This window comes from Nocardiopsis sp. NPDC055551 (assembly GCF_053619415.1).
Genome location: NZ_JBSHJJ010000006.1, coordinates 337,193 through 359,372, shown reverse-complemented (window position 1 = coordinate 359,372; position 22,180 = coordinate 337,193). Strand labels below are relative to the sequence as shown.

The 22,180-nt window shown below is 70.4% G+C and carries 20 protein-coding genes and 1 pseudogene; 9 read left to right on the top strand and 12 right to left on the bottom strand.

Going from position 1 to position 22,180, the window contains the following annotated elements; all coding sequences use genetic code 11:
• Nucleotides 1–337: 337 nt before the first annotated feature.
• Genes ACWGSK_RS13745 through ACWGSK_RS13735 form a run of 3 tightly spaced genes read left to right on the top strand, consistent with a single transcriptional unit; the run spans nt 338 to nt 4,955 of the window.
• Entirely contained in the window at nt 338–1,330 is a 993-nt protein-coding gene (locus ACWGSK_RS13745; RefSeq protein ID WP_358507568.1) for an AAA family ATPase, read from the top strand.
• 38 nt (nt 1,331–1,368) lie between these two features.
• Nucleotides 1,369–2,610 (top strand): DUF58 domain-containing protein, encoded by a 1,242-nt coding sequence (locus tag ACWGSK_RS13740; protein ID WP_358507566.1) that lies wholly within the window; start codon nt 1,369–1,371, stop codon nt 2,608–2,610.
• Nucleotides 2,611–2,618: 8 nt separating this feature from the next.
• Nucleotides 2,619–4,955: a transglutaminase family protein gene (locus ACWGSK_RS13735; RefSeq protein ID WP_452455964.1), complete on the top strand. Its 2,337-nt coding sequence runs from the start codon at nt 2,619–2,621 to the stop codon at nt 4,953–4,955.
• 179 nt (nt 4,956–5,134) lie between these two features.
• Here ACWGSK_RS13735 and ACWGSK_RS13730 read toward each other — a convergent pair whose 3' ends face one another.
• The 11 genes from ACWGSK_RS13730 to ACWGSK_RS13680 all read right to left on the bottom strand — a co-directional run bounded on the left by ACWGSK_RS13730 (nt 5,135) and on the right by ACWGSK_RS13680 (nt 14,631).
• Complete coding sequence (locus ACWGSK_RS13730; protein ID WP_358507564.1) at nt 5,135–5,554, bottom strand: DUF3040 domain-containing protein; 420 nt, start codon at nt 5,552–5,554, stop codon at nt 5,135–5,137.
• Between the two features lie 244 nt (nt 5,555–5,798).
• On the bottom strand, nt 5,799–7,085 hold the full coding sequence (locus ACWGSK_RS13725) for a DNA polymerase IV (protein WP_358507562.1): 1,287 nt from the start codon (nt 7,083–7,085) through the stop codon (nt 5,799–5,801).
• Between the two features lie 118 nt (nt 7,086–7,203).
• Nucleotides 7,204–8,001, bottom strand: a complete 798-nt coding sequence (locus tag ACWGSK_RS13720) for a methyltransferase domain-containing protein (RefSeq protein ID WP_452455947.1) — start codon at nt 7,999–8,001, stop codon at nt 7,204–7,206.
• Between the two features lie 68 nt (nt 8,002–8,069).
• The gene (gene nusB, locus ACWGSK_RS13715; protein WP_358507558.1) at nt 8,070–8,483 is read right to left on the bottom strand and encodes a transcription antitermination factor NusB; all 414 of its coding nucleotides are present in this window, start codon (nt 8,481–8,483) and stop codon (nt 8,070–8,072) included.
• The gene (efp, locus tag ACWGSK_RS13710) at nt 8,483–9,046 is read right to left on the bottom strand and encodes an elongation factor P (RefSeq protein ID WP_358507556.1); all 564 of its coding nucleotides are present in this window, start codon (nt 9,044–9,046) and stop codon (nt 8,483–8,485) included. The genes nusB and efp overlap by 1 nt, the downstream gene beginning before the upstream one ends.
• Before the next feature lie 138 nt (nt 9,047–9,184).
• Entirely contained in the window at nt 9,185–10,285 is a 1,101-nt protein-coding gene (gene aroB, locus ACWGSK_RS13705) for a 3-dehydroquinate synthase (protein WP_452455946.1), read from the bottom strand.
• Entirely contained in the window at nt 10,282–10,800 is a 519-nt protein-coding gene (locus tag ACWGSK_RS13700) for a shikimate kinase (RefSeq protein WP_358507552.1), read from the bottom strand. Before ACWGSK_RS13700 ends, aroB begins: the two co-directional genes overlap by 4 nt.
• A gap of 158 nt (nt 10,801–10,958) precedes the next feature.
• A complete protein-coding gene (gene aroC, locus ACWGSK_RS13695) occupies nt 10,959–12,140 on the bottom strand; it encodes a chorismate synthase (RefSeq protein WP_452455945.1) in 1,182 nt (393 codons plus the stop codon).
• Between the two features lie 51 nt (nt 12,141–12,191).
• Complete coding sequence (locus ACWGSK_RS13690) at nt 12,192–13,121, bottom strand: prepilin peptidase (protein ID WP_358507548.1); 930 nt, start codon at nt 13,119–13,121, stop codon at nt 12,192–12,194.
• A gap of 100 nt (nt 13,122–13,221) precedes the next feature.
• A complete protein-coding gene (locus ACWGSK_RS13685) occupies nt 13,222–13,929 on the bottom strand; it encodes an SseB family protein (RefSeq protein ID WP_358507546.1) in 708 nt (235 codons plus the stop codon).
• Nucleotides 13,930–14,157: 228 nt separating this feature from the next.
• Nucleotides 14,158–14,631: a MarR family winged helix-turn-helix transcriptional regulator gene (locus ACWGSK_RS13680; protein WP_358507544.1), complete on the bottom strand. Its 474-nt coding sequence runs from the start codon at nt 14,629–14,631 to the stop codon at nt 14,158–14,160.
• Between the two features lie 160 nt (nt 14,632–14,791).
• On the opposite strand from ACWGSK_RS13680, the gene ACWGSK_RS13675 reads away from it, so the two are divergent.
• From ACWGSK_RS13675 to ACWGSK_RS13650, 6 genes and pseudogenes are all read left to right on the top strand, one after another.
• Nucleotides 14,792–15,334, top strand: coding sequence for a YceI family protein (locus ACWGSK_RS13675; RefSeq protein WP_452455944.1), 543 nt, complete (start codon nt 14,792–14,794; stop codon nt 15,332–15,334).
• Nucleotides 15,335–15,578: 244 nt separating this feature from the next.
• Nucleotides 15,579–15,887 carry a DUF2470 domain-containing protein gene (locus tag ACWGSK_RS13670; RefSeq protein ID WP_358507540.1) on the top strand — a complete coding sequence of 103 codons (309 nt, stop codon included), beginning with the start codon at nt 15,579–15,581 and terminating at the stop codon, nt 15,885–15,887.
• Between the two features lie 117 nt (nt 15,888–16,004).
• Nucleotides 16,005–16,270, top strand: a pseudogene (locus tag ACWGSK_RS13665) (hypothetical protein).
• Nucleotides 16,271–16,291: 21 nt separating this feature from the next.
• Entirely contained in the window at nt 16,292–17,548 is a 1,257-nt protein-coding gene (locus tag ACWGSK_RS13660; RefSeq protein ID WP_452455943.1) for an RNA-guided endonuclease InsQ/TnpB family protein, read from the top strand.
• Nucleotides 17,549–17,762: 214 nt separating this feature from the next.
• Nucleotides 17,763–20,477: a protein kinase domain-containing protein gene (locus ACWGSK_RS13655; RefSeq protein WP_452455942.1), complete on the top strand. Its 2,715-nt coding sequence runs from the start codon at nt 17,763–17,765 to the stop codon at nt 20,475–20,477.
• A 98-nt stretch (nt 20,478–20,575) separates the two neighbouring features.
• Entirely contained in the window at nt 20,576–21,502 is a 927-nt protein-coding gene (locus ACWGSK_RS13650) for an aldose 1-epimerase family protein (RefSeq protein ID WP_452455941.1), read from the top strand.
• A 39-nt stretch (nt 21,503–21,541) separates the two neighbouring features.
• On the opposite strand, the gene ACWGSK_RS13645 is transcribed toward ACWGSK_RS13650, so the two are convergent.
• On the bottom strand, nt 21,542–22,165 hold the full coding sequence (locus tag ACWGSK_RS13645; protein WP_358507633.1) for a nucleotidyltransferase family protein: 624 nt from the start codon (nt 22,163–22,165) through the stop codon (nt 21,542–21,544).
• Nucleotides 22,166–22,180: the final 15 nt, after the last annotated feature.

Sequence of the window (22,180 nt, the reverse complement as noted above, 5' to 3'; positions counted from 1 at the left end):
TGCTCCACCTTACTCCACTCTCCCCCACCGTCAACAGTTCAAATCGGCGCGCGGCACTGGAAGGATCGTTGAATGCGCAGGTCACAGCAGTGGTGTTCGGGTGGGGCGGCGGAGGGCCCGGGCGCCGCGGCGCCACCCCCGGCCGGCTCCTCGCATCCGCCCGGCTTCCCGGACCCCCGCTCCCACCGATGATCAGAAGCACCATTCCGGACCATGTGGAACATTGCTCCGCAGGTCCCCCATTCCACAGCCTATTTCGGCACTTTGGTTTGCTTAGGGCCTGATTGGGCCTAGCCTCGGATCGATACACCGAGGCATATGGAGCGAGAGGGGTCTCGTGTCACTCGGCACACAGCACGACGGTCACGGGGGTGACGTCCGAGAGGACGTGGACGCCGTCGCGACCGTGGCCGACCGCGTCCGCGACGCGATCGAGACGGTCATCGAAGGCAAACCCGACGTTCTGCGCATCACGCTGACCGTTCTGCTCGCCGAGGGCCACCTGCTCATCGAAGACGTCCCCGGCGTGGGCAAGACCATGCTGGCCAAAGCCCTGGGACGGGCGGTGGACTGTTCGGTCCAACGCGTCCAATTCACCCCGGACCTGCTGCCCAGCGACATCACGGGCGTCAGCGTCTACCACCAGGACCGCGGCGAGTTCGAGTTCAACCCGGGCCCGGTGTTCGCCAACATCGTCCTCGGCGACGAGATCAACCGGGCCTCGCCCAAGACCCAGTCGGCCCTGCTGGAGTGCATGGCCGAACGACAGGTCAGCGTGGACGGCGAGACCCGCGCCCTGGAGCGCCCCTTCATGGTGGTGGCCACCCAGAACCCCTCGGACATGGAGGGCACCTACGCCCTGCCCGAGGCGCAGCGGGACCGGTTCATGGCCCGCGTCTCGGTCGGGTACCCCTCGCCGCAGGCCGAACTCGACATGATCGACTCCCACGGGTCACGCTCCCCGTTGGAGGACCTGGCCCCCGTCACCAACGCCGCCGAGATCCGGGACCTGGTCGAACGGGTCCAGCACGTCCACGTCGCCCCCGGCATGCGCCGCTACGTCGTCGACCTGGTCAACTCCACCCGTACCGCGCCCGAACTCAAGCTCGGCGCCTCCCCCCGCGCGACCCTGCACCTGGTGCGCGCGGCCCGCGCCCACGCCGCCTTGGAGGGCCGCCACTACGTGGTGCCCGACGACGTGCAGACGTTGGCCGTGCCCGTCCTGGCCCACCGGCTCCTGCCCGGACCCGAGGCCCATATGGAACGCCTCAGTCCCGAACAGATCGTGGCCAAGCTGGTCGCTCGACTTCCCGTGCCCGGACCCCGCTGACCCTTACGGCAGCGCCCGATCCCACCCAGAGACGGACGATGCGCCCGCAACGCACCCTCACCGCCCGTGGCGGCCTGATGCTGTTCTTCGGAGCGGTCGCGCTCGCGAGCGGTCTCGTCGTCGGTCAACGCGAGATCGTCGGTGTCGGACTGCTCCTGATCCTGGTGCCGGCGATCGGCGCGCTCACGCTCATCGGAGCGTCCGCGCGCATCGTCGAAAGCCGTGACCTGCGCCCTCGCCGGATCCCCGCGGGCACCGAGGCCCAGGTCCTGGTCCGCGTCGGCAACGGCTCCCCCGTCTGGCCGGTGGGCTGGGTCCGTCTCCAGGACGCCCTGCCGGTCCGACTCGGTCACGAACCCCGTTTCACCGTCGGCTTCCTGGGGCCACGCGCCGTCAGCGACATCACCTACCTGGTGCGTCCGCCCGTTCGCGGTCGCTACCCGGTGGGGCCCTTGTGGGTGAGCGTGCTCGACGCGCTGGGTTGTGTTCGCGTGACCCGTTCCCTGGGCTCACCCACCCCCTTGTTGGTCACGCCCCGCTTCGTACCCCTGCCCGAGCGGGGCCCCACCGACGGCTCACCCGGGGAGGACGCCCCCCGGCGGTCGGTGACCGGTGTCGGCGAGCAGGACCCGATCCCCCGGGCCTACCGCCACGGCGACGATCTGCGCCGGGTGCACTGGCGTTCCACCGCCAAGCACGGCGAACTGATGGTGCGCCGGGACGAACAGCACCGGCGCGAACACAGCACCCTGTTACTCGACACCCGCGTCGACGCCCATGCCGGCGACGGCCCGCGCGACTCCCTGGAGACGGCGGTGAGCGTGGCCGCGTCGGTGGCCCTGCACGTGCTCGAACACGGGCACGAACTGCGCTTCCACACCGATCGCGGCCCTCTGGCCACCGAACACGCCACCGGTGTGTTGGACGGACTCGCCGTGGTGGAGGCCTCCGACACCTCCCGACTCGGCGGTGGCGTCGCCGAACTGGAGGGAGTGCGCGGGACCTCGGCCGGGCTGGTCGTCGCGGTCCTGGGCGCCCTGGACACCGAAGACGCCGTCGCCCTGTCCCGAGTCGGCGGTTCCGCGACACGGGTGGCGGTGTTGTGCGTCAACGCCGCCTGGCCCGACGCCGAGGCCCCGCGACGAGTGGGCGACCTGCTGTCCGCCAACGGCTGGCGGGTCCTCCCCGTCGCCGAGCCCGCCGAACTTCCCGCCCTGTGGCACGGCGCCGTCTCTCCCGCCGCCGCGGCGACACCGAACCCCTGGGAGGGCCCGCGTTGAGAGCGTTGATGCCCCTGGCCACCCTGGTCACGATGCTGGCCTCACTCCCCCTGTTGAGCGGCCTGGTCCGCGGCGACGCGTGGTGGGTGCCGGCCGCCGTGCTCATGACGGTGGTCGCGCTCGTCTCCACGGCGTACCGGTCGCTGGTGGGCGGGGCCTTCGCCGTGCCCTTCCTCCAGCTGTTCGCGGTGTCGCTGCTGTACGCGCCGCTGTTCGCTCCCGAGACCACCGTTCTGGGTTTCCTGCCCACACTGGACACGCTCGACCACACCGGGGCCCTGTTCGTGGAGGGCCTGCACACCGTCAGCACCAACACCCCTCCGGTATCGCCCACGCCGGGGCTCACCGTGATCATCGCCATGGTGTTCATGGTGTTCACGATGACCGCGGACTTCCTCGCCGTGACCGCCCGCTGCCCCGGCATGGTCGGTGGCCTGTTGCTCTCGCTGCTGGTGGTGCCGCTGTTCGTGGACGACGCCGGGATGTCCTGGGGTCCGGCCGCGATCACCGCGATCGGCTTCCTCGCCCTGTTGGCGGTGGACATGTGGGCCCGTTCCCACGAGTGGGGGACGCGTGTCTCCACCGGGCGCGGGCCCGGCGCGCCCCCCGATGGCGTGGTCGGTCGCGTGGGTCTGGCCGCCGCCGTCTCGGTGGTGGCGGTCTCCCTCGCCCTGTCGCTGCCGCAGACCCTGCCCTCGCTGCGCACCGACGCTCTCTACACGCTGGCCGAGAGCGGGATCGTGGCCAACGACTCGGTGACCACCACCCACCCGATGGTGTCCCTGCGCCGGGACCTGGGGGCCGACTCCGACCGCACCGTGCTGACCTACCGGACCGACGACGAGCAACCCGAGTACCTGCGCACCTTCGCCCTCGACGAGTTCGACGGTGAGAACTGGACGATGACGCCGGTGCACGCGGGGCGGGACAGCGGGGTCGACGGTACGCTGCCCACTCCCCCGGGCCTGGCGGCCGAACCCGACGAGGACGGGCTCGTCACCACACGGATCTCCCTGGACTCCGACACCCCGCCGATGGACTTCCTTCCACTGCCCTACCCGGCCCGCTCGGTGGAGATCGCCGGGGACTGGTACGTGGACGAGAGCAGCCTGATGGTGTTCACCACCGAGACCCCGCCCAGCGGCTACAACTTCGTGGTGACCTCCGCGGAGAACCGGCCCGGGGCGCGCGAGCTGGACACCGCCGGGCCGCCGCGCTCCCTGACCGACGACCGGCTTCACCTGCCGCAGGACCTGGACGAGCGGGTGCAAGAACTCACCGACACCCTCGTCGAGGGCGCCGACTCCGACTACGAGAGCGCCCTGGCCCTGCAGGAGTTCTTCGTCGGCGGGGACTTCACCTATGACCTGAGTCCGCCGCCGGTACCCGAGGGCACCGACCCGCTCACCCACTTCCTCTTCGAGGACCGGATCGGCTACTGCGAGCAGTACGCCGGCGCGATGGCGGTCATGGCCAGACAGGCCGGGATCCCCGCACGTGTCGCGGTGGGCTACACCGCGGGCAAGCCCAGCGGTGAGGACCGGTGGACGGTGGCGGCGAGCGACGCCCACGCCTGGCCCGAGCTCTACTTCGAGGGGTCGGGCTGGGTGCGGTTCGAGCCCACCCCGGCCGACCCCGACGGCGGGCAGGGCACCGCCTCCCGGCCGGACTACAGCGCCGGGGTGGACGAACTGCCGGACAACGTCGCCCCCGAACCGAACACCGAGGACGAGCCCGAGGACGAGGAGTCACCCGAGGAGGAGCCCTCCACCACCCCGGAGGCGAGCGAGTCCCCGGACGAGGGATCGGATGCGGCCGCCGACGGGTTGGACGAGACCGGCGCGGTGAGCGGTGGTCAGGGTCCTTCCGGGTGGCCGGTCGCGCTCCTGGTCGGCCTGTTGGTGTTGTCGGCGGCGGCACTGCCCGCGCTGGTCCGCGCGCTCCTGCGCCGGGCACGCCGGTCCGCGGTGATCACCGGTGGGCCGGCGGCCGCGCACACCGCCTGGCGGGAGTTGCGCGACACCTGTCTGGATCTGGGGATGACCTGGGATCTGACCGAGAGTCCGCGAAGTACCGCCGCGCGGCTGGCCACCGTGGGTGAGAGGGGGCTCGGGGAGGAGGCCGGGGATGCCCTGTGGCGGTTGGCCCTGGCCGAGGAGGGTGCTCGATACGCCCCCGAACCGCGGCCCGTTCAGGGGCTTCAGGGTGACCTGGTCACCGTCGTGGCGGCGCTGTCCGGGTCGGTCACGACCGGTCGGCGGTGGCGTGCGGTGCTGGCGCCACGATCCTTGGCACCCTGGCGTCGGCCCCGGGTCGAGGCGGAGCCGGTCCCCGGCCTGGTCTGACCCGCCCGTCCTGAGGCCCGCACGGCTTTCAGGGCCATACGAAGGGCCCATACACGTAGGTGGGGCCCGTGGAGGACCACCATCGGTCCTCCACGGGCCCCACCTACGTGAAACCTCTTGTGTTCGGGGAACACCCGGCCCCGGGGCGGAACGGATCCCGCCGATCGGTCACCGGTCGTCTACTGGTCGTCGCCCTCTTGGCGGCGTCGCCAACGCTCCTCGAACCGGTTCATCATCCCGGGCCGCTTATCGCCTTTGCGGCGTTTGGGCTCGGGTTCCTCGGCCGCCATCTCGGCACCGCCTCCGGACGCCTTGCGCCATGCGTTGGCCCCCATGAGGAAGGAGGCCAGCATCAAGACGAAACCGAGGACACTGATGCTCACCGGCAACACCATGGAGGTGTCGGGGTTGCTCAGCAGCAGTCCCAGAAGCAGCAGCACGATACCGGTGATGAAACCGGCCCCGGCCCTGATGATCCAGCGCTTGTAATGCACCGAGGGGTTCGTCTGCCGAACGGTGTTGGCGAACTTCGGGTCCTCGGCGTACAGCGCCCGCTCGATCTGGTCGAGCATGCGCTGCTCGTGTTCAGAGAGCGGCACGGCGCCTCCCTACGGCAGTCCCCGGTTGGGGTGACGGGTACTGATGAACTGTCTCTTGCTCGGTGGTATGCCCAGAATACGGGGCGCTAGCGCCTGATGGAAAGAAAAGCTGCGTGTGTACCTGGCCCACCACAGCCACGATACCCTCGCCCTCTTGAGGAAACACCGGCTTCCATGCCTCTCTTCTTACCCTGCACTCCGGTTCTACTCTTACAACGCTCAGAGGGCCCCGGAAGTTGCCGTATCATACGTCGTTTTCGTCACGTTTGGCCAACACTGCCGACTGTATCGCGCCCGGCCCGAAACGTGCCGTCACACGGTCCATAACCCGTTCAACGTCACGCCAACCGGTGTCCTCCTCTCCCAGTGCCAACTGTCGGTGGTTCTGTCCCTCGGCGATCACGCCCTCCACCCGCACACCCACCAACCTCAGTGGGACGCCCTTGAGCCCCGAGGCGGCGTGGAGTTCACGCGCCACCGTGCTGATCTCCCGGGCCACGTCGGTGGCCTCGGGAAGGGTGCGCGAGCGGGTGACGGTGGAGAAGTCGGCCCGACGGAGTTTCAGGCTCACCGTGCGCCCCATCTGGCCGGAGGCGCGCAACCGGCGCGCCACCTTCTCGGAGAGGCGCAGCAGTTCGCGATCGATCGTCTGGGGGTCGTCGACGTCCTCCGCGAAGGTCTCCTCCGCGCCGAGGCTCTTGTCCGGTGTGTCCGGCACCACGGGGCTGGGGTCCCGGCCACGCGCCAGTTCGGTCAGGCGGGTGCCGGCCTTGTCTCCCAGCTCCATCCGCAGCAGTTCGGGATCGGTGCGGGCCAGGGCTCCTACGGTGCGCAGCCCCAGCCGGCCCAGCACACGTTCGGTCTTGTCTCCCACACCCGGCAGGGCGCCCACCGGCAACGGGTCCAGGAAACCCTGAACGGTGTCGGTGGGCACCACCAACATCCCGTCGGGCTTGCAGTGGGTGGAGCCGAGCTTGGCCACGAAACGGGTGGCCGCCACCCCCACCGAACAGGTCAGGCGCTGCTCGCGACGGACCCGTTCCCGGATCATCGCCGCGATGCGGGCGGGACCGCCCAGCCGTCGACGGGCACCGGACACGTCCAGGAAGGCCTCGTCCAAGGACAGCGGCTGCACCAGCGGCGTGACCGAACGCAGGATGTCCATGACGGCCTCGGAGGCCTGCCGGTACGCCTTGCCATCGGGTGGGAAGACCAGGGCCTGCGGGCACAAACGCATCGCCTGGGCCATGGGCATGGCCGAGTGCACGCCGTGACGGCGGGCGATGTAGTCGGCGGAGGAGACGACGCTGCGCGGCCCGGTACCGCCCACGATCACCGGTCGGCCGCGCGCCTGGGGACGGCGCAACTGTTCGACGCTGGCGAAGAACGCGTCCATGTCCAGGTGCAGGATGTCGCAGTCGGAGTCGGGACCGGAGCCGTCCAGGGGGAAACCCGAGTCGAGGGGCACGATGGCGTCACGGGTCACCACTCCCCGCAACGCGGCCCCACGCTCCAGTTGACGTCGGCTCATGCGTCCAGGTTATGTGCTGCCCCGGACCGACCCGTCCGGGCCCGGGAACTTCGTCGCCCCGCCGACCCGGACGTGATCCGGTCGAGCGGGGCGACGGTGTCGTACATGCGAGGGCCGCTCAGGCCCGGTGCGCGATGACGTGCAGCTGGGTGGCGATACCGAGCAGCTCCGGGTGGTCCGCGGCGGCCTTCTCCAGCTCCACCAGGTGCTGGCCGGCCTGCGCGTCCCGCTCCCAGGCGTGCCCGGGAAGGACGTCGGCGAACACCCGTACCCCACGGATGCTCTCACCGGTCAGACCGGTCCGGGCGATGAGTTCCAAGAGCTGCTGACGGGTGAAACGTCGTGGCATCGGGTCGGCCTCGCCCCACCGGCCGTCGGCGTCCGACAGCAGGTGGTGGGCCTCGCTGATCCGCCCGGCCAGGGCGCGGTGCAGGGCCCCGGCGACCGCGTTGGTAGCCAGCAGGCTCACCGCGCCTCCGGGCCGGGTGATCCCCACGACGTCGGCCAGCGCGGCGGCCGGTTCGTCGACGTATTCCAGGACGTTGTGCACCAGCACCAGGTCGGCGCCGCCCTCGGGGAACAGGGACGCCAGGTCCCGGGTCTCCCCCTGGACCCCGCGCACCGTCACACCGCTCTCCGCCGCTCGGCGTTCCAGGGCGGCGAGCGAGTCCGGGCTGGGTTCGACGACGGTCACCCGGTGACCCAACTCGGCGAGCGGGACGGCGGCTCCCCCGGTGCCCCCGCCCGCGTCGACGATCTCCAGGGGACCGTCCTCGGACAGGCGGGCCAGCAGCCGGGACAGCGCGTCCCACACCACCGCGGTCCGTGCGGCGTTGGCCGCGCGCGCCGGGCCGGTCAAACCGCTCACTCCGAAACCACCGGTGGCGGTCTCGGACGTGCCCCTGCTGTCAGTCACCTGTTCCCTCATTCAGCTCGTGGCCCCTCACCCGAAGCGCCGGCGGGCGTCGTCGCCGGTAGGGCGCCTCAGAGCGAGAGCGTGGACTTGTTCTCCATCAGCCTAGACAGAAGTCCGCTGATGAAGTTGGGCGAATCGTCGGTGGACAGCTCCTTGGCCACACCGACCGCCTCGGCGATCGCCACGCCGTCGGGGATGTCGTCGGCCCACAGCAGCTCGAAGGCGCCCATCCGCAGGATGTTGCGGTCGACCACCGGCATGCGCTCCAGGGTCCACCCGATGGCGTACTCGTTGAGGAGCTCGTCGATACGCTCACGTCGTTCGTCGACGGAGCGGGCGAGCCGCTCGGTGAACTCGTTGATCGGCGGCTCGGGCTGGGCCAGGCGACGCTTGATGACGTCTTCGACCGTCGTGCCGCGCACCTCGGCCTCATAGAGGACCTCTACCGCGCGCCTACGTGCCTTGCGCCGTGCACCACTCATCAGTTGACACGCCCGAGGTAGTCACCGGTGCGGGTGTCGACCTTGACCCGCTCGCCCGTGGTGACGAACAGGGGCACCTGGATGGTGGCGCCGGTCTGCACCGTGGCGGGCTTGGTGCCGCCGGTGGAGCGGTCGCCCTGGACGCCCGGGTCGGTCTGGGTGATCTCCAGCTCGACGGCGGCGGGCATCTCGATGTACAGCGGGTTGCCCTCGTGGGTGGCGACCGTGACCTTGGTGTTCTCCAGCAGGAAGCCCTTGGCGTCGCCGACGACGGCCTCGGGGACCGGGAGCTGGTCGAAGGTCTGGTTGTCCATGAAGATGAAGGAATCACCGTCGTGGTACAGGTACTCCATGTCGCTGCGGTCCACGTTGGCGAACTCGACCTTGATGCCGGCGTTGAAGGTCTTGTCGACGGTCTTGCCGGTGAGGACGTTCTTCAGCTTGGTACGGACGAACGCGCCGCCCTTGCCCGGCTTGACGTGCTGGAACTCGATGACATTCCAGAGGACGCCGCCGTCGAGTCGAAGGGTGGAGCCGTTCTTGATGTCGTTCGTCGTGGCCACTTCGGTCGTCTCTCCAAGAGGTTTGACACGTCGGAAACCGGACATGGCGGCCCGGTCGATGATCGGTGTGACGAGGCGTGGGGCCCGTTACCGTGCTGTTTCACGGCCCATGGACGCTCCCCGCCTTCCCTTCGCAGTCTAGTGGAAACGCGGCGCGCCGGTGTCGCCCGAGATCAAGCGGTAGGCCTCGTCGAGCAGCTCGGGGGCGGGGCCGGCGAGGATCGCCGGGGTGGCCAGGCCGTCCAGGACCACGAACCGCAGGGTGTTGCCACGGGCCTTCTTGTCCACGCTCATGGTGGCGCGCAGCGCCTCCCAGGACTGGGCCGTGTAGGAGGTGGGCAGGCCCACCGAGGCCAGGACGTCGCGGTGGCGGCGGACCAGTGCCTGGTCGACTCGCCCGTCCAGACGGGCCAGTTCGGCGGCGAAGACCATGCCGATCGCGACGGCGTAGCCGTGCCGGAAGGTGTAGTTCTCGGCGCGCTCGATGGCGTGCCCGAGGGTGTGGCCGTAGTTGAGGACCTCCCGGAGCCCGCTCTCCTTGAGGTCACCGGAGACCACGTCGCCCTTGAAGCGGATGGCGCGCTCGATGAGCTCCCGGGTGTGCTCGCCGCCGGGGGTGGTGGCGCCCTCGGGGTCGGCCTCGATCAGCTCGCAGATGACGGGGTCGTCGATGAACCCGGCCTTGATGATCTCCGCGAGGCCTCCGATGTAGTCGGCCTTGGGCAGGCCCTCCAAGGTGGTGAGGTCGCACAGGACCCCCGCCGGCGGGTGGAAGGCGCCGACGAGGTTCTTGCCCTCAGGGGTGTTGATGCCGGTCTTGCCGCCCACGGCGGCGTCGACCATGCCCAACAGCGTGGTGGGCACCAGCACCGAACGCACCCCGCGCAGCCAGCTCGCGGCGACGAATCCGGCCAGGTCGGTGGCGGCGCCACCGCCCACGCCGACCACGGCGTCGCTGCGGGTGAAGTTGAACGAGCCCAGCCTGGACCACAGGTCGGTGGCGACGGCGGCGGTCTTGGCGGCCTCGCCGTCCGGCACGGGCATCGGGCGGACGGTGCATCCACCGGCCTCCAGCGCGGTGACCACGCCTTGGGCGATGCCGGTGAGGCCCTCCGGGTGGATGACGGCGACCTGCGCGGCGCCCTCCACCAGTCCGGGCAGCTCGTTCAGGAGGTTCTCTCCGACCAGCACGTCGTAGCGTCCGGCGGGGTCGCCCACACCGATGCGGGTCACGCTCACTGGTCGGCCTTTCCGGGCAGGGAGGAGACGATGGTGTCCACGATCTCCTCGGGATGCAGGTCCGTGGTCGGCACCGTCACCGAGGCCAGGCCCTCGTAGACGGGCAGGCGCTCGTTGAGGAGCTTGCGCAGCTGTGTGCGCGGGTTGCCGGACAGCAGGGGGCGGGCCACGTCCATGCCCACTCGCTTGGCGGCCTCACCGAAGTCGACCTGCAGGTAGACCACGTGGTGTTCGGCCAGGTCCTTGCGGGTCTCCTGGTCCAGGACGGCGCCGCCACCGACCGCGATGACGCCCTCCCAGGCCCGCAGCCCCTCCGCGACGACCTCGCGTTCCAAGGCGCGGAAGTGCTCCTCGCCGTCCTCGATGAAGATGTCGCCGATGGGCTTGCCCGCGCGCTTCTCGATCTCGGTGTCGGTGCACAACAGGTCCGAGTCCAGGCGGCGGGCCAACGCCTCGCCGACGGTGGACTTGCCCGAACCGGGCGAACCGATGAGGACCGCGATCGCTCTTGCCACGCTCTGCCTACCTATCGGGGGTCACGTCCTCCCACGAGTGTGGGAGGGGAAGTCGCTGCCGTTCGTCCTCTTGTCTAGCAGAAAGCCCTCGGGGGGCGGGTACGAACGGTGTCGAAGGCCGGCCCGCCCTTCGGTGAGGGGCGGGCCGGGTCGGTCCTCTAGCGGATCGTCAACGAGTCCAGGTAGCTCTGGAGGTTGCGGGCGGTCTCGGGAACCGAGTCGCCGCCGAACTTCTCGATGGCCGCCTCCGCGATGACCAGGGCCACCATCGCCTCGGCGACCACGCCGGCGGCCGGGACCGCGGTGACGTCGCTGCGCTGGTGGTTGGCCTTGGTGGGCTCGTGGGTCTCGATGTCGATGGTGTCCAACGCGTTGGGCACGGTGGCGATGGGCTTCATCGCGGCGCGCACACGCAGCGGGTCACCGGTGGACATGCCGCCCTCGACGCCACCGGCGCGGTTGGTGCGACGGCGCACACCGTCGGGGCCGGGCTCGATCTCGTCGTGGGCCTCGGAACCGCGGCGGGCCGCGGTGCGGAAACCGTCACCGACCTCCACGCCCTTGATCGCCTGGACGCCCATGAGGGCACCGGCCAGGCGAGAGTCCAGACGACGGTCCCAGTGCACGTGGCTGCCCAGGCCGGGCGGCAGGCCGTAGGCCAGCACCTCGACGACTCCGCCCAGGGTGTCCCCGGACTTCTTGGTGTCGTCGACCTCCTCGACCATGCGGGCGCTGGTGGCGGCGTCGAAGCAGCGCAGCGGGTCCTCGTCGATCGCGGCGAGGTCTCGCGGGGCGGGTTCGGGCGTGCCCTCGGGTACGGCCACGGGTCCCATGGAGACCACGTGGCTGAGGATCTCGATGCCGAGCGCCTGGCGGCAGAACCGTCGAGCGACCTCCCCGACGGCCACGCGCGCCGCGGTCTCGCGGGCGCTGGCCCGTTCGAGGATGGGGCGGGACTCGGTGTGCCCGTACTTCTGCATGCCCACGAGGTCGGCGTGACCGGGACGGGGCCGGGTCAGCGGGGCGTTACGCGCCAGGCTCTCCAGTTCCTCCGCGGGAACCGGGTCCGGCGACATCACCTTCTCCCACTTGGGCCACTCGGTGTTCCCGACCTCGATGGCGACCGGTCCCCCCTGGGTACGGCCGTGTCGGATGCCTCCGATGACGGAGACCTGGTCTTTCTCGAACTTCATCCGGGCGCCTCGACCGTACCCGGCGCGGCGTCGGAGCAGCGCGGCGGCGATGTCGTCAGAGGTGACGGACACGCCGGCCGGGAGGCCCTCCAAAATCGCGACGAGTGCCGGTCCGTGGGACTCCCCCGCGGTCAGCCAACGCAACATGTGCACGATCCTCCCACGAACCATGACCCGAGGTCGCACTCGGGATGGGGATTAAGGCAGGAGTGGTCGGCCCGCGAGGACGGTGGCGAGGGTGGCGGCGATCATGAACGGTCCGAGCGGCAGGGGGTCTGAGCGACCGGCTCTGCGCAGCAGCAACAGGATCAGGCCGACCACGGCGAAGGCGGAGAAGGCCCAGAACACGCCGACCAGCGCGCCGACCGGTCCCGCGGCCCAGCCGGTGTACAACCCGGTCAGTCCGGACAATTTGACGTCGCCGAAGCCGAGCCCGCGCGGGTGGACCCGCCACAGGCTCCAGTACAGGACCGTGATGAGCACCATTCCGACCAGGGCCTGGGCGCCGCGCTGCAGGTCCGGGCCGCTGGGCGGCAGCAGCACGGAGGCGGCCAGCAGCAGCCCGGCCATGGGGTAGGCGGGGGCGACGACGGCGTCCGGCAGTCGCATCACCCGCAGGTCGATGGCGGACAACAGGGTGCCCAGGGCGGCGAACCACAGGACCGCCGCGAGACCGAACAGGGACCAGTCCTGTAGGTGATGGGGGAAGACCGCGCCGATCAGGGCGAATAGGACGGCGGTGGCGATGGCGGCCGGTGCGTGCGGGTCCACTCCCCGTTCACACCAGGGGCAGCGTCCGAGGCGTCGGAAGTCGCGGGCGGCCACGGCCGGTAGGCCACGTACGAACGACAGTTCGGTGTGGCAGTGCGGACATCGTGGTGGCGGCGGGCCGGTGTCCTGCTCCTCCAGCGCGCCTTCTTCGGCGACGGCCCCCGGTATGGCACCGTCCTGACCTGGAGGGCCCACGGACGCGGGACGGATCGGTTCGGTATGGGGGCGGGCCGGTCCGAACAGGTGCACCAATCGACCGGTGGCGCGCCCGACGAGCAGACCGACCAGGCCCAGTGAGAGGGCGGCGGGGATCGACCAGGGCGTCAGGGTGAGGCTCAGCACCAAGGGGGTGGACATGATCGGAAACTACCCGCCCCGGAGCCGGGATCACAGTGCCTCGGCGAGCCTGTGGACGACCCTGGAGGGGACGGAACGGGTCCGTCCCCGCTCACCCCGCTCACTCCTCGTCGCGTTGGGCGCGCACCACGGCGCTGAGTTCGATCCCGCCCGGCAGCACGTGTTCGAGCTCGGTGGACAGTCGTTCCGCGACCCGGCGCAGCGACTCGTCGTCGCGTTCGTCCAGTTCGAGGCGGATGCCGATGTCGCCGCGTTCGGAGGAGTGGATGCGTACGCGCTCGATGCCGAACTCCGCGTGCGTCACCCGGTAGATCAGGGCCAACACCTGGGGGTCGTCCTTGGGTTCGGGGACGGTGCCCTGTTCGGCGAGCATGGTGAGGAAGCGGCCCTGGATGGTGTGGGGCACCGGGCCGGACACGTCCAGGACGAGCGCGTCGGCGTTCTCCTCCAGGGTGGCCTGGCAGGCGTCCTGGGCGGTGAACGGAACGGGGCGGGCGTCGGGGCGCCAGCGTCGGACGGCGTCCACGGAGGTGAAGGCGAGTACTCCCCGACGACCGTCCTTGCCGGTCATGATGGGGATCGCGACCTCGCTGTTCTTGTCCTTGGTGAGGCCGCCCACTCCCTCTTCGATCTCGGTGGCCACGGCCACGACCGGGATGAGCACTCGGGAGTCGCTGAGCGCGGCCAGGACTTGGCGGTCGCCGATCTTGCCGGCGGCGTGGTCGCGCAGCCGGGCCTCGACTACCGGGTCGGCGCTGCCGTCGTCGTCGCGGAAGTTCTGGGCGCCGATGATGGATGGTCTGCTCACGGGTTCCGACTCTACCTGGGACGCGTGTCCGTCATGGGAACGCTTCTCGGACAGAACGATGTGACCTCTCCCCTCCTCCGGCCGCGGACGGCCACCGTGCGGGGCCGTCCCCTCACTCGCGCGCCGGCCCCGGTCCAGCTTCACAGGAGTGGGCGGTGTGGGCCAGTGGTTCGCCGAAGTAGGCCCGAAGTGGCCGCGGGTGCGATCAGGTGCCCCTCGGATCCGCTATCAGCCCGGGATCCCGTCGGGAGGGGACTCGGGGGTCCCCCCGAGGGCCCGGACGATCTCACGGAGGCCGTCGACCTGTTCGGGGGTGAGCCGATCGAAGACCAGGGAGCGCACGCGGGTCGCGTGCCCGGGAGCGGCCGCGCGCAGGGTTTCTGCGCCCGTTTCGGTGAGCACCGCCCAAAAGCCCCGCCGGTCGTCGGCGCAGGCCTCGCGGCGAACGTGTCCGTCGCGTTCCAGGCGCGCGATCTGGTGGGACAGCCGGCTCTTGGACACGATGACGGTTTCGGCGAGGTCGCGCATGCGCATGCGCCGGTCCGGCATCTCCGACAGGTGGGCGAGGATCCCGTACTCGGTGAGCGTGAGCCCGTCACGGTCGCGCAGGTCACGTTCGAGCTCTTCGTAGATCGAGGAGTTCATCCGCAGGAACCCGCGCCAGACCCGCTGTTCGTCGGCGTCGAGCCAGGTCTTGTCCATATTCGCCGATTCTAACGGGAGGGGCTTGCCAACCCACGAACGATCATCTAAGCTCCTTCCCAGGAAGATACTTCTAAGGCACTTTGCTACCGAGTAAAGTACTTGATCGCAGGAACCTCGACCCCGAACCGGGTCGTACACAGACACAGGGAGAGACACCATGGCCGCTCAGGAACTCAAGCCCGGCACCTGGAAGATCGACACCGCCCACAGCATCGTCGGGTTCTCGGTCCGCCACATGATGGTCAGCAAGGTCCGCGGTCGCTTCGAGAAGTTCGACGCCACCCTGACGGTCCCGGAGGACGCCACCAAGGCGTCCGTCGAGGCCACCATCGACTCGGCCTCGATCAACACCGACAACACCGACCGTGACGCCCACATCCGTTCGGCCGACTTCTTCAGCGTCGAGGAGAACCCGGAGTTCAAGTTCCGCTCCACCGGCATCGAGGCCAAGGGCGAGGACTTCGTCCTCAAGGGCGAGCTCACCATCAAGGGCAACACCCACCCGATCGAGCTGGACCTGGAGTTCAACGGCTCCACCCTCGACCCCTACGGCCTGGACCGCGCGGGCTTCTCCGCCTCCACCACCATCAGCCGCAAGAAGTTCGGCGTGGACATCGAGATGCCGATGGACGGTGGCGGCGTGGTCGTCGGCGACAAGATCACCATCGAGATCGACGCCGAGTTCACCCGCCAGGCCTGATCGTCTTCGACGGGGGACGTCCCGGCCCGGCATCCGACGGCCGCCACCGGCCGGGACCCCCGAGGTCCCTTCGACCTCGGGGAACGATGTCCGGGTGTGACCGCACGGGGGAGCGGCCACCGCCCCAGGCTTGACGACACCACGTCATAACCCTGAGAGGCCTCGGATATCGTCGACGGAGGAGGGCACGACCCCGCCCTCCTCCGTCCTTTTCGTGTGTCCGCCATCGACAGGAGCCCCGACCGTGCCGTCCAACCCCTTCTCCGCCGAGGTCGTCGCCGCCGTCACCCGCCACATGAACGACGACCACCCCGAGGACACCCTCGTCATCTGCCGTGGCCTGGGTGGAGAACCCGAAGCCACCGCGGCCCGCATGGTGGACCTGGACGCCGAGGGCGGCGACTACGCGATCACCGTGGACGGGACCGAACGCACGGTGCGCGTGCCCTGGGGCGAGACGCTCACCGAACGCGCGCAGATCCGCTGGGAGGTCGTGCGCATGTACCGGGAGTCCTGCCGAAGGCTCGGTCTTCCCCCGCGCCGCGAGCACTGACCCGCGCCCCCTTCCGAAGGTGATCGGAGCTTTTCGGGCGGCGCAGACCCTGGGTTCACCCCCTGGGGGTAGCCGTTCTTCCGCGAACGGGATCATTGAACCGCCCTTTGCCATACGATGAGTCACACGTCCGTCACTCCGTGCTCGATCTGCGGCATCACCTTCCCACGAGCCCTCCACGTGCTCTGGCACCCCATGCACCGACGCCGCGTGCCGGGGGGCTGTGTCGAGGAACGGCTGAAGGAGATCGTGCGCGAGGGATCTCGGGCACCTGAAGTCCCGCCCGCCCGATGCTGTGGACCCACGGCTACTTCGTGGCCACCGTCGGAGGCGCCCTGCTGGGAGCGATCGAGCGTGATGTGGGGGGCCAGGAGAGCCGCTGAGAGGGAAGGGGGTGTTGCACGATGTTGACGGGTCGTCGTTACCGGCTTGCTCTGACCGATGCACAGGCCGCGATGTGTACCGAGTTCGGTGACCTGTGCCGGGCGGTGTGGAACACCGCTCTGGATCAGCGCCGCCAGTACGTGGACCGCTACACCCGAGGCCGGCAGGGGCCTTTCTGCGGCTACCACCTCCAGGCCGCCCAGCTGGCCGAGGCCAAGACCGAAGAGGCCTGGCTGAAGGCGGCCCCCTCGCATGTGCTCCAGCAGACGTTGAAGGACCTGGACCGGGCCTGTCGGGAGAAGGGCACCTTCAACGTGCGCTGGCGGGCCAAGTACCGGTGGAGGCCCTCGTTCCGCTTCCCGGCCGGGAACCTCATCACCGTGGAGAAGCTGAACCGCAAGTGGGTGCGGGCCAAGCTGCCGAAACTGGGCTGGGTGCGGTTGCGCTCCTCCCGACCGATCGGGGGCACGATCCGCTCGGCGACGGTGTCCCGTAAGGGCGGGCACTGGTTCGTGTCGTTCCTTGTGGAGGACGGGTTGTTCACCCCCGAGCACCATCCGGGTACCCCGGTGGGGGTGGACCGGGGTGTGAAGGTCGCCGCGACTCTGTCCACCGGCGAGTTCCACGACCGCCCCTACCTCACACCTGGCGAAAAGGCCCGACACCTACGCCTTCAGCGCAAACTGTCCCAGCGTAAGAAGGGGTCGGCCAACCGGGCCAAGACCCTCCAGGCCCTGGGGTCTATCGCCACCCGTGCGGTGGACCGGCGCGCCGACTTCTGTGGCCGGCTCGCCCACCAGCTGACCACCCGCCACAGCGTGGTGGTGCTGGAGAGCCTGCGCACCACCGACATGACCGCCTCGGCCAAGGGGTTCCTGGAAGCCCCCGGTAAGCAGGTGCGTCAAAAGTCCGGTCTGAATCGGGCCATCCTGGACAAGGGGTGGCACCGGCTCGAACTCGCGCTGCGCAACAGCGCGCGCAGGACCGGCACGCGGATCGTGCTGGTCGACCCCGCCTACACCTCGCAGACGTGTTATCGGTGCAAGGTGGTGGACGCGAACTCGCGCAAGAGCCAAGCCGAGTTCGTGTGCACTTCTTGTGCTCATACCGATCACGCCGATGTGAACGCGGCCAAGAACATCCTTCACGCCGCAGGGCATGCGGTGTCAGCCTGCGGAGACCTCGGGGTTACCCGGTCGACGAAGCAGGAACCGGCGCCCCCGCGAGGGCAGGCGCACCAACCGGCGTTGCCGTTGGTTGGAATCTCCCGCCTTTAGGCGTGGGGAGGAAGTCAATCCCGGGACAGGATCGGGAACCGGAACGGCCTCGGCGGAGTCCAATCGGAAAACGGGGGAAGGGGCGTGCACGCCCCGCCGGCAAGGGGTGGGGACACCCCTCCGCTCGGGCACACGTACGGCCTAGTCTGGAAGGGACGTTCCCTCCCCCGGACGCCCGTACAGCCACGCCGCTCGAAGGATGGATCCGGCCTCGATGGTCACGCCCGACCCCGGTGACGACAACGCACCGACCCGACGGATCGACCCCGTCGCGCCCACCACCCGCGTCAACCCGGCGGTGGGGGCCACACGCTGGGTCACACGTGTGTTCCGACCGGGGGCGGCCCGCCCCCCGGGGCAGGGACCCGACGAGTCCCCCACCCGTGTCGTCCCTCCGGCCGGCGCCGGCGCCACCCGGGTCGTTTCACCCGAGGCCGCGGGCCACTCCCCCGCCGCCTCTCCCCCCGGAGCCGACGCCACCCGGGTCCGACGACCCGCCTCCGCGGGCTCCGTGTCCCCGACCGGTTCCGATCGTTCCGACCGGAGCTCCTGGTGGCGTGTGCTCCTCGGCCCCCTGCTGGACTGGGTCGCCCGCCTGGCCTCGCGTGTGGTCATCGGCCCCGCCGGTGACCTCGACTACGCCGTACCCGCCGAGCTGCGACGCCGCTACCAGGTCCTGGACCGACTCGGCGCCGGTGGTGAGGCCGTCGTCTACCTGGCCGAACCCACCGATTCCCCGGGTCGCCGACTCGCCCTGAAGGTGTACCGGCCCGGCCACGACATCAACCGCGAGCTCCTGGACCGGCTGCGCGCACGCGGCACCGGTTCCCCCCACACACCCGCCATCCAGGGATACGGCACCGCCGCCAGCTCCTGGGGCGAGGACCTGGCCTGGGAGGCCCAGGAGTACTTCGCCCACGGAACCCTGCGCGAGATCATCGACGAGGCGCCCTTGGACGACGCACGCGCCGAGGCCGTCGTGCGCTCCGTCACCGACTGTCTGCACCACTGGCAGGCCGAGCTCCAGCACAACCACACCGACGTCAAGCCGGAGAACCTTCTGGTGCGCGACCTGGACCCACCAGTGGTCGCGCTCACCGACTTCGGCGGCGCCGTGCGTGCCACCATGAGCCGTGTCTACGGCGGACAGGCCATCACCGAGGACTACGCCGCCCCCGAGGTCATCGAGGGTCGGCGCGAGGCGCCCGCCGCCTGGTGGTCGCTGGGTGTGATGGTGCACGAGCTGATCACCGGCCGCCGCCCCGAGCGCGGCGGCAATTGGCTGACCGCCCGCAACACCGAGGTCGACATCTCGGCGATCACCGACGAACGCTGGCGGCTGCTGGCCCGAGGCCTGCTCGCGCCCGCGCCGGCGGCCCGTTGGGGACACGACGAGGTCGCCGCGTGGCTGGCCGGCGAGCGGCCCCGCATCCGTACGGCACGCAGGCTGCGCCCGATCTCGTTCGCCGGGGCCACCCACGAGGACCCGCCCAGCCTGGCCTTCGACCTGCTGGACCGCTCCGACACCGGCGCGCTGTGGCTGCGCAGCCACTGGTCGGAACTGCGTACCTGGCTGGATCGCGAGGTCAACGACTACACCTTCGACCGTTCCTACCTCACCGGCCTGGACGAGCGCCCCGACCTGGCGCACGTGGCCATCAGCGCCCTGGCCGCCCGTTACGTGCCCGGCATGCCGCCCAGGTTCCGCGGCCACGAGATCAGCGCCGACGGACTGCTGACCCTGGCCACCGGAGACGCCAGCCGACACTCGGTGGTGCGCGAGGCCGTGGAGTCGGGCGTGGTGGGGCTCGGCTCCCAACACTGGTGCCCGCACCCCACCTGTCGTTCGGGCGGCTCCGGCCGCTGCGCGCTGCTGGAACGCGTCCAACACGAGGTTCCCCTGTTGGTGCGCCGCGTCCAGGAGACCATCGACGGACTGGTGGGTTCGGGGCCCGACGCGCCCCGACGCCCCGCCGCACACGAGATCGACACCACCTGGGCACGCGCCGTCGAGCTGGTCCTGGCCCCGGAGACCGAGTCCCAGAACCGGTCGCTGCTACGCCGCCAGTCCTGGCACCCGCAGCAGCGCAGCTCCGCGCCCAACGCGCCCTGGTGGACGGAGCAGCGCCGCGCCGCGCTGCGTGACGGCGGCGACCCGCTGACCTCGCGTTCTGCGATGCTCACCGCCCTGCTCCTGTTGCCCGAGGCGGACCGGATCGGCTCGGCCGTCGCCGAACGCGAGCGCGCCGACGGCCGTGCCCGCCGCCAGGACCGGTGGGCCTCCCTCGCCGGTTCGGCACGCGAGAGGTGGGACAGCACCAAGGAGAAGGCGGCCTCGGCCAATCAACGTCGGGCCGAGGCGGCCACCCGCCCCGACAACCCGGCCGTTCCGCACGACCCCACCCGCCCACAAGAGGCCGTCACCCCCAAGGAACAGCGCAGGCTGGCGCGTCGACAGGAACGCGACTCCCGCCGGGTCGAACGGACCATGGGGCAGATCCAGCGGGCCATGCGGGCCGGACGCTGTCGCCGGTTCGCCTACCCGGCCGCCCTGTTCGGCCTCGTCGACGGGTTGGGGCGGGCACTGCGCCCAGAGGAGGGCTTCTTCCCCGAGAGCCCCATGGTGGTGGACGCCTACACCGGGCTGTTGGACTTCAGCGCCAACCCGCTGAGCGAAGGGGCCGCCGCCCTGACCGGGTTGTTGCCGGGTGGGATGGGCGCCTCCTGGTGGTTCCCGGTCCTGCTGGCCGTGGTCCTGCTGTACCTGGGACGCACCTCCGCGAAGGAGAAGGTGAAGGCGCGTCGTCGACTGGCCGCCTTCCGACTGGCCGTGGGAGGTTCGATCCTGATGGTGGTCGTCTTGATGTCCACCGGCCTGCTCGCCCTCGGGTCGGGGGTCCTCATCCCGCTGGACACCCTCCTCGGATGACCGGGTCCGGGCCGACCCGCGTCTCCGCCGGTCCGTACCGGTCACGCTAAGATCGCCGGGTTCGGCGTGGGCCGGACCACGATGAGGAAGGCGGACAGGTGGGCGAGGTGTTCGAACTGCGCTCGGGTGACTACCGAGCGCGAGTGGACCGGGTCGGTGCGGGCTTGCAGGCCCTCACCTGGCGCGACCACGACCTGGTGTGGCCCTACACCCGGGGAGAGGGGCCCCAGGCGTTCCAGGGTCAGTTGTTGGCTCCCTGGCCCAACCGTGTGGCCGGGGGGCGATACACCTTCCAGGGAACCGAGTACCGCCTGGCGGTCGACGACCCCGGGACCGGTTCGGCGATCCACGGCCTGGTGCACGACCAGGACTGGAGCCCGGTCGACGCGCGCGAGGACGAGGTGACCCTGCGGCTGGCCTTCGAGGGCACGTCCGGCTACCCCTTCCCGCTGGAGCTGACCGCCCGCCACCGGCTCTCCTCCGAGGGGCTGACCGTGAGCGTGAGGGCAGTCAACACAGGGGAGGGCGACGCTCCCTACGGTGTGGGATTCCACCCCTACCTCACCCTGGGCAGGCCCCTGGACGAACTGTCCGCGCGCGGCGTGCTCACCGTGTCCGCCGACGCCGGAAGCTGCCAGCCCACCGACGAGAACCTCATCCCCACGGGCGCGCCCGTGCCGGTGGAGGGTGGCGGGTTCGACCTGCTCCCGCCCGGCCGCGATCTGGGCGTCACCGTGCTGGACACGGCCTTCACCGACCTACTGCGGGACGAGCGCGGACGCGCCTGGGTGCGGCTCGGCGGACCCGAGCACCGGGTGGCGCTGTGGGCGGGCCCCGGATACGACTGGCTGCAACTGTTCAGCGCCGACACGCTGGGCGGGGACGCGCACCGTGCCCACCTGGCGGCCGAGCCCATGACCTGTCCGCCCGACGCCTTCAACGGCGGAACCGACCTGTTGGTCCTGTCCCCCGGTCAGGCCGTGGAACACGACTTCGGCGTCCTCGCCGAACCGCTGGTGGGCTGAGCCACGCCGGGGCCCGGGCCGCGGGTCGCGCCCGGGCCCTCAGGCGCGGTCGAGCACCTCACTGAGTCGGGCCAGGTCCTCGGCGGTGTCGATGTCCTCGGGGCTGGCCACGTCGTCGCAGGGCACCGTCGTCACCACGTGCGAGTAGGCGCGCAGGAAGGGACGGGCCCCCACGTCGCGTTCGGCCATGGAGTAGACCGTGGACCAGTGTTCACGGCCCAGCAGCACCGGGTTGCGGGGGTTGCCGTTGTAAGTGGCCGCGGCCGCGCGCGCTCCCTGTTCGAAGGCCTCCACCAGACGGCGGACCGCCTCGGGGGTGACCAACGGTTGGTCGGCCAAAGCGACGAGGACGGCGTCGACGGTGTCGGGGAGGGCGTCGATACCCGTCCGCACCGACGAGCCCATTCCAGTGGACCAGTCGGGGTTGTGCACGGTCACGGCGCCGTCGACCGTGGTGTCGGCGGCTCCCAGGACCACCATGACGCAGGCACAGCCTCCCTCCGCCAGGGTGCGCACCCCGCGATCGACCAGACGTTCGCCACCCAGTTCGACCAGTGCCTTGGGTCGACCGAGTCTGCTACCCGAGCCGGCCGCCAACAGCAGCCCGGCGACGTTCCCCCTGTACTCGACCCCTCCGCCCTCCGCTTCTTCTCCTATAGCCATTTCCCCTGTAGCCAT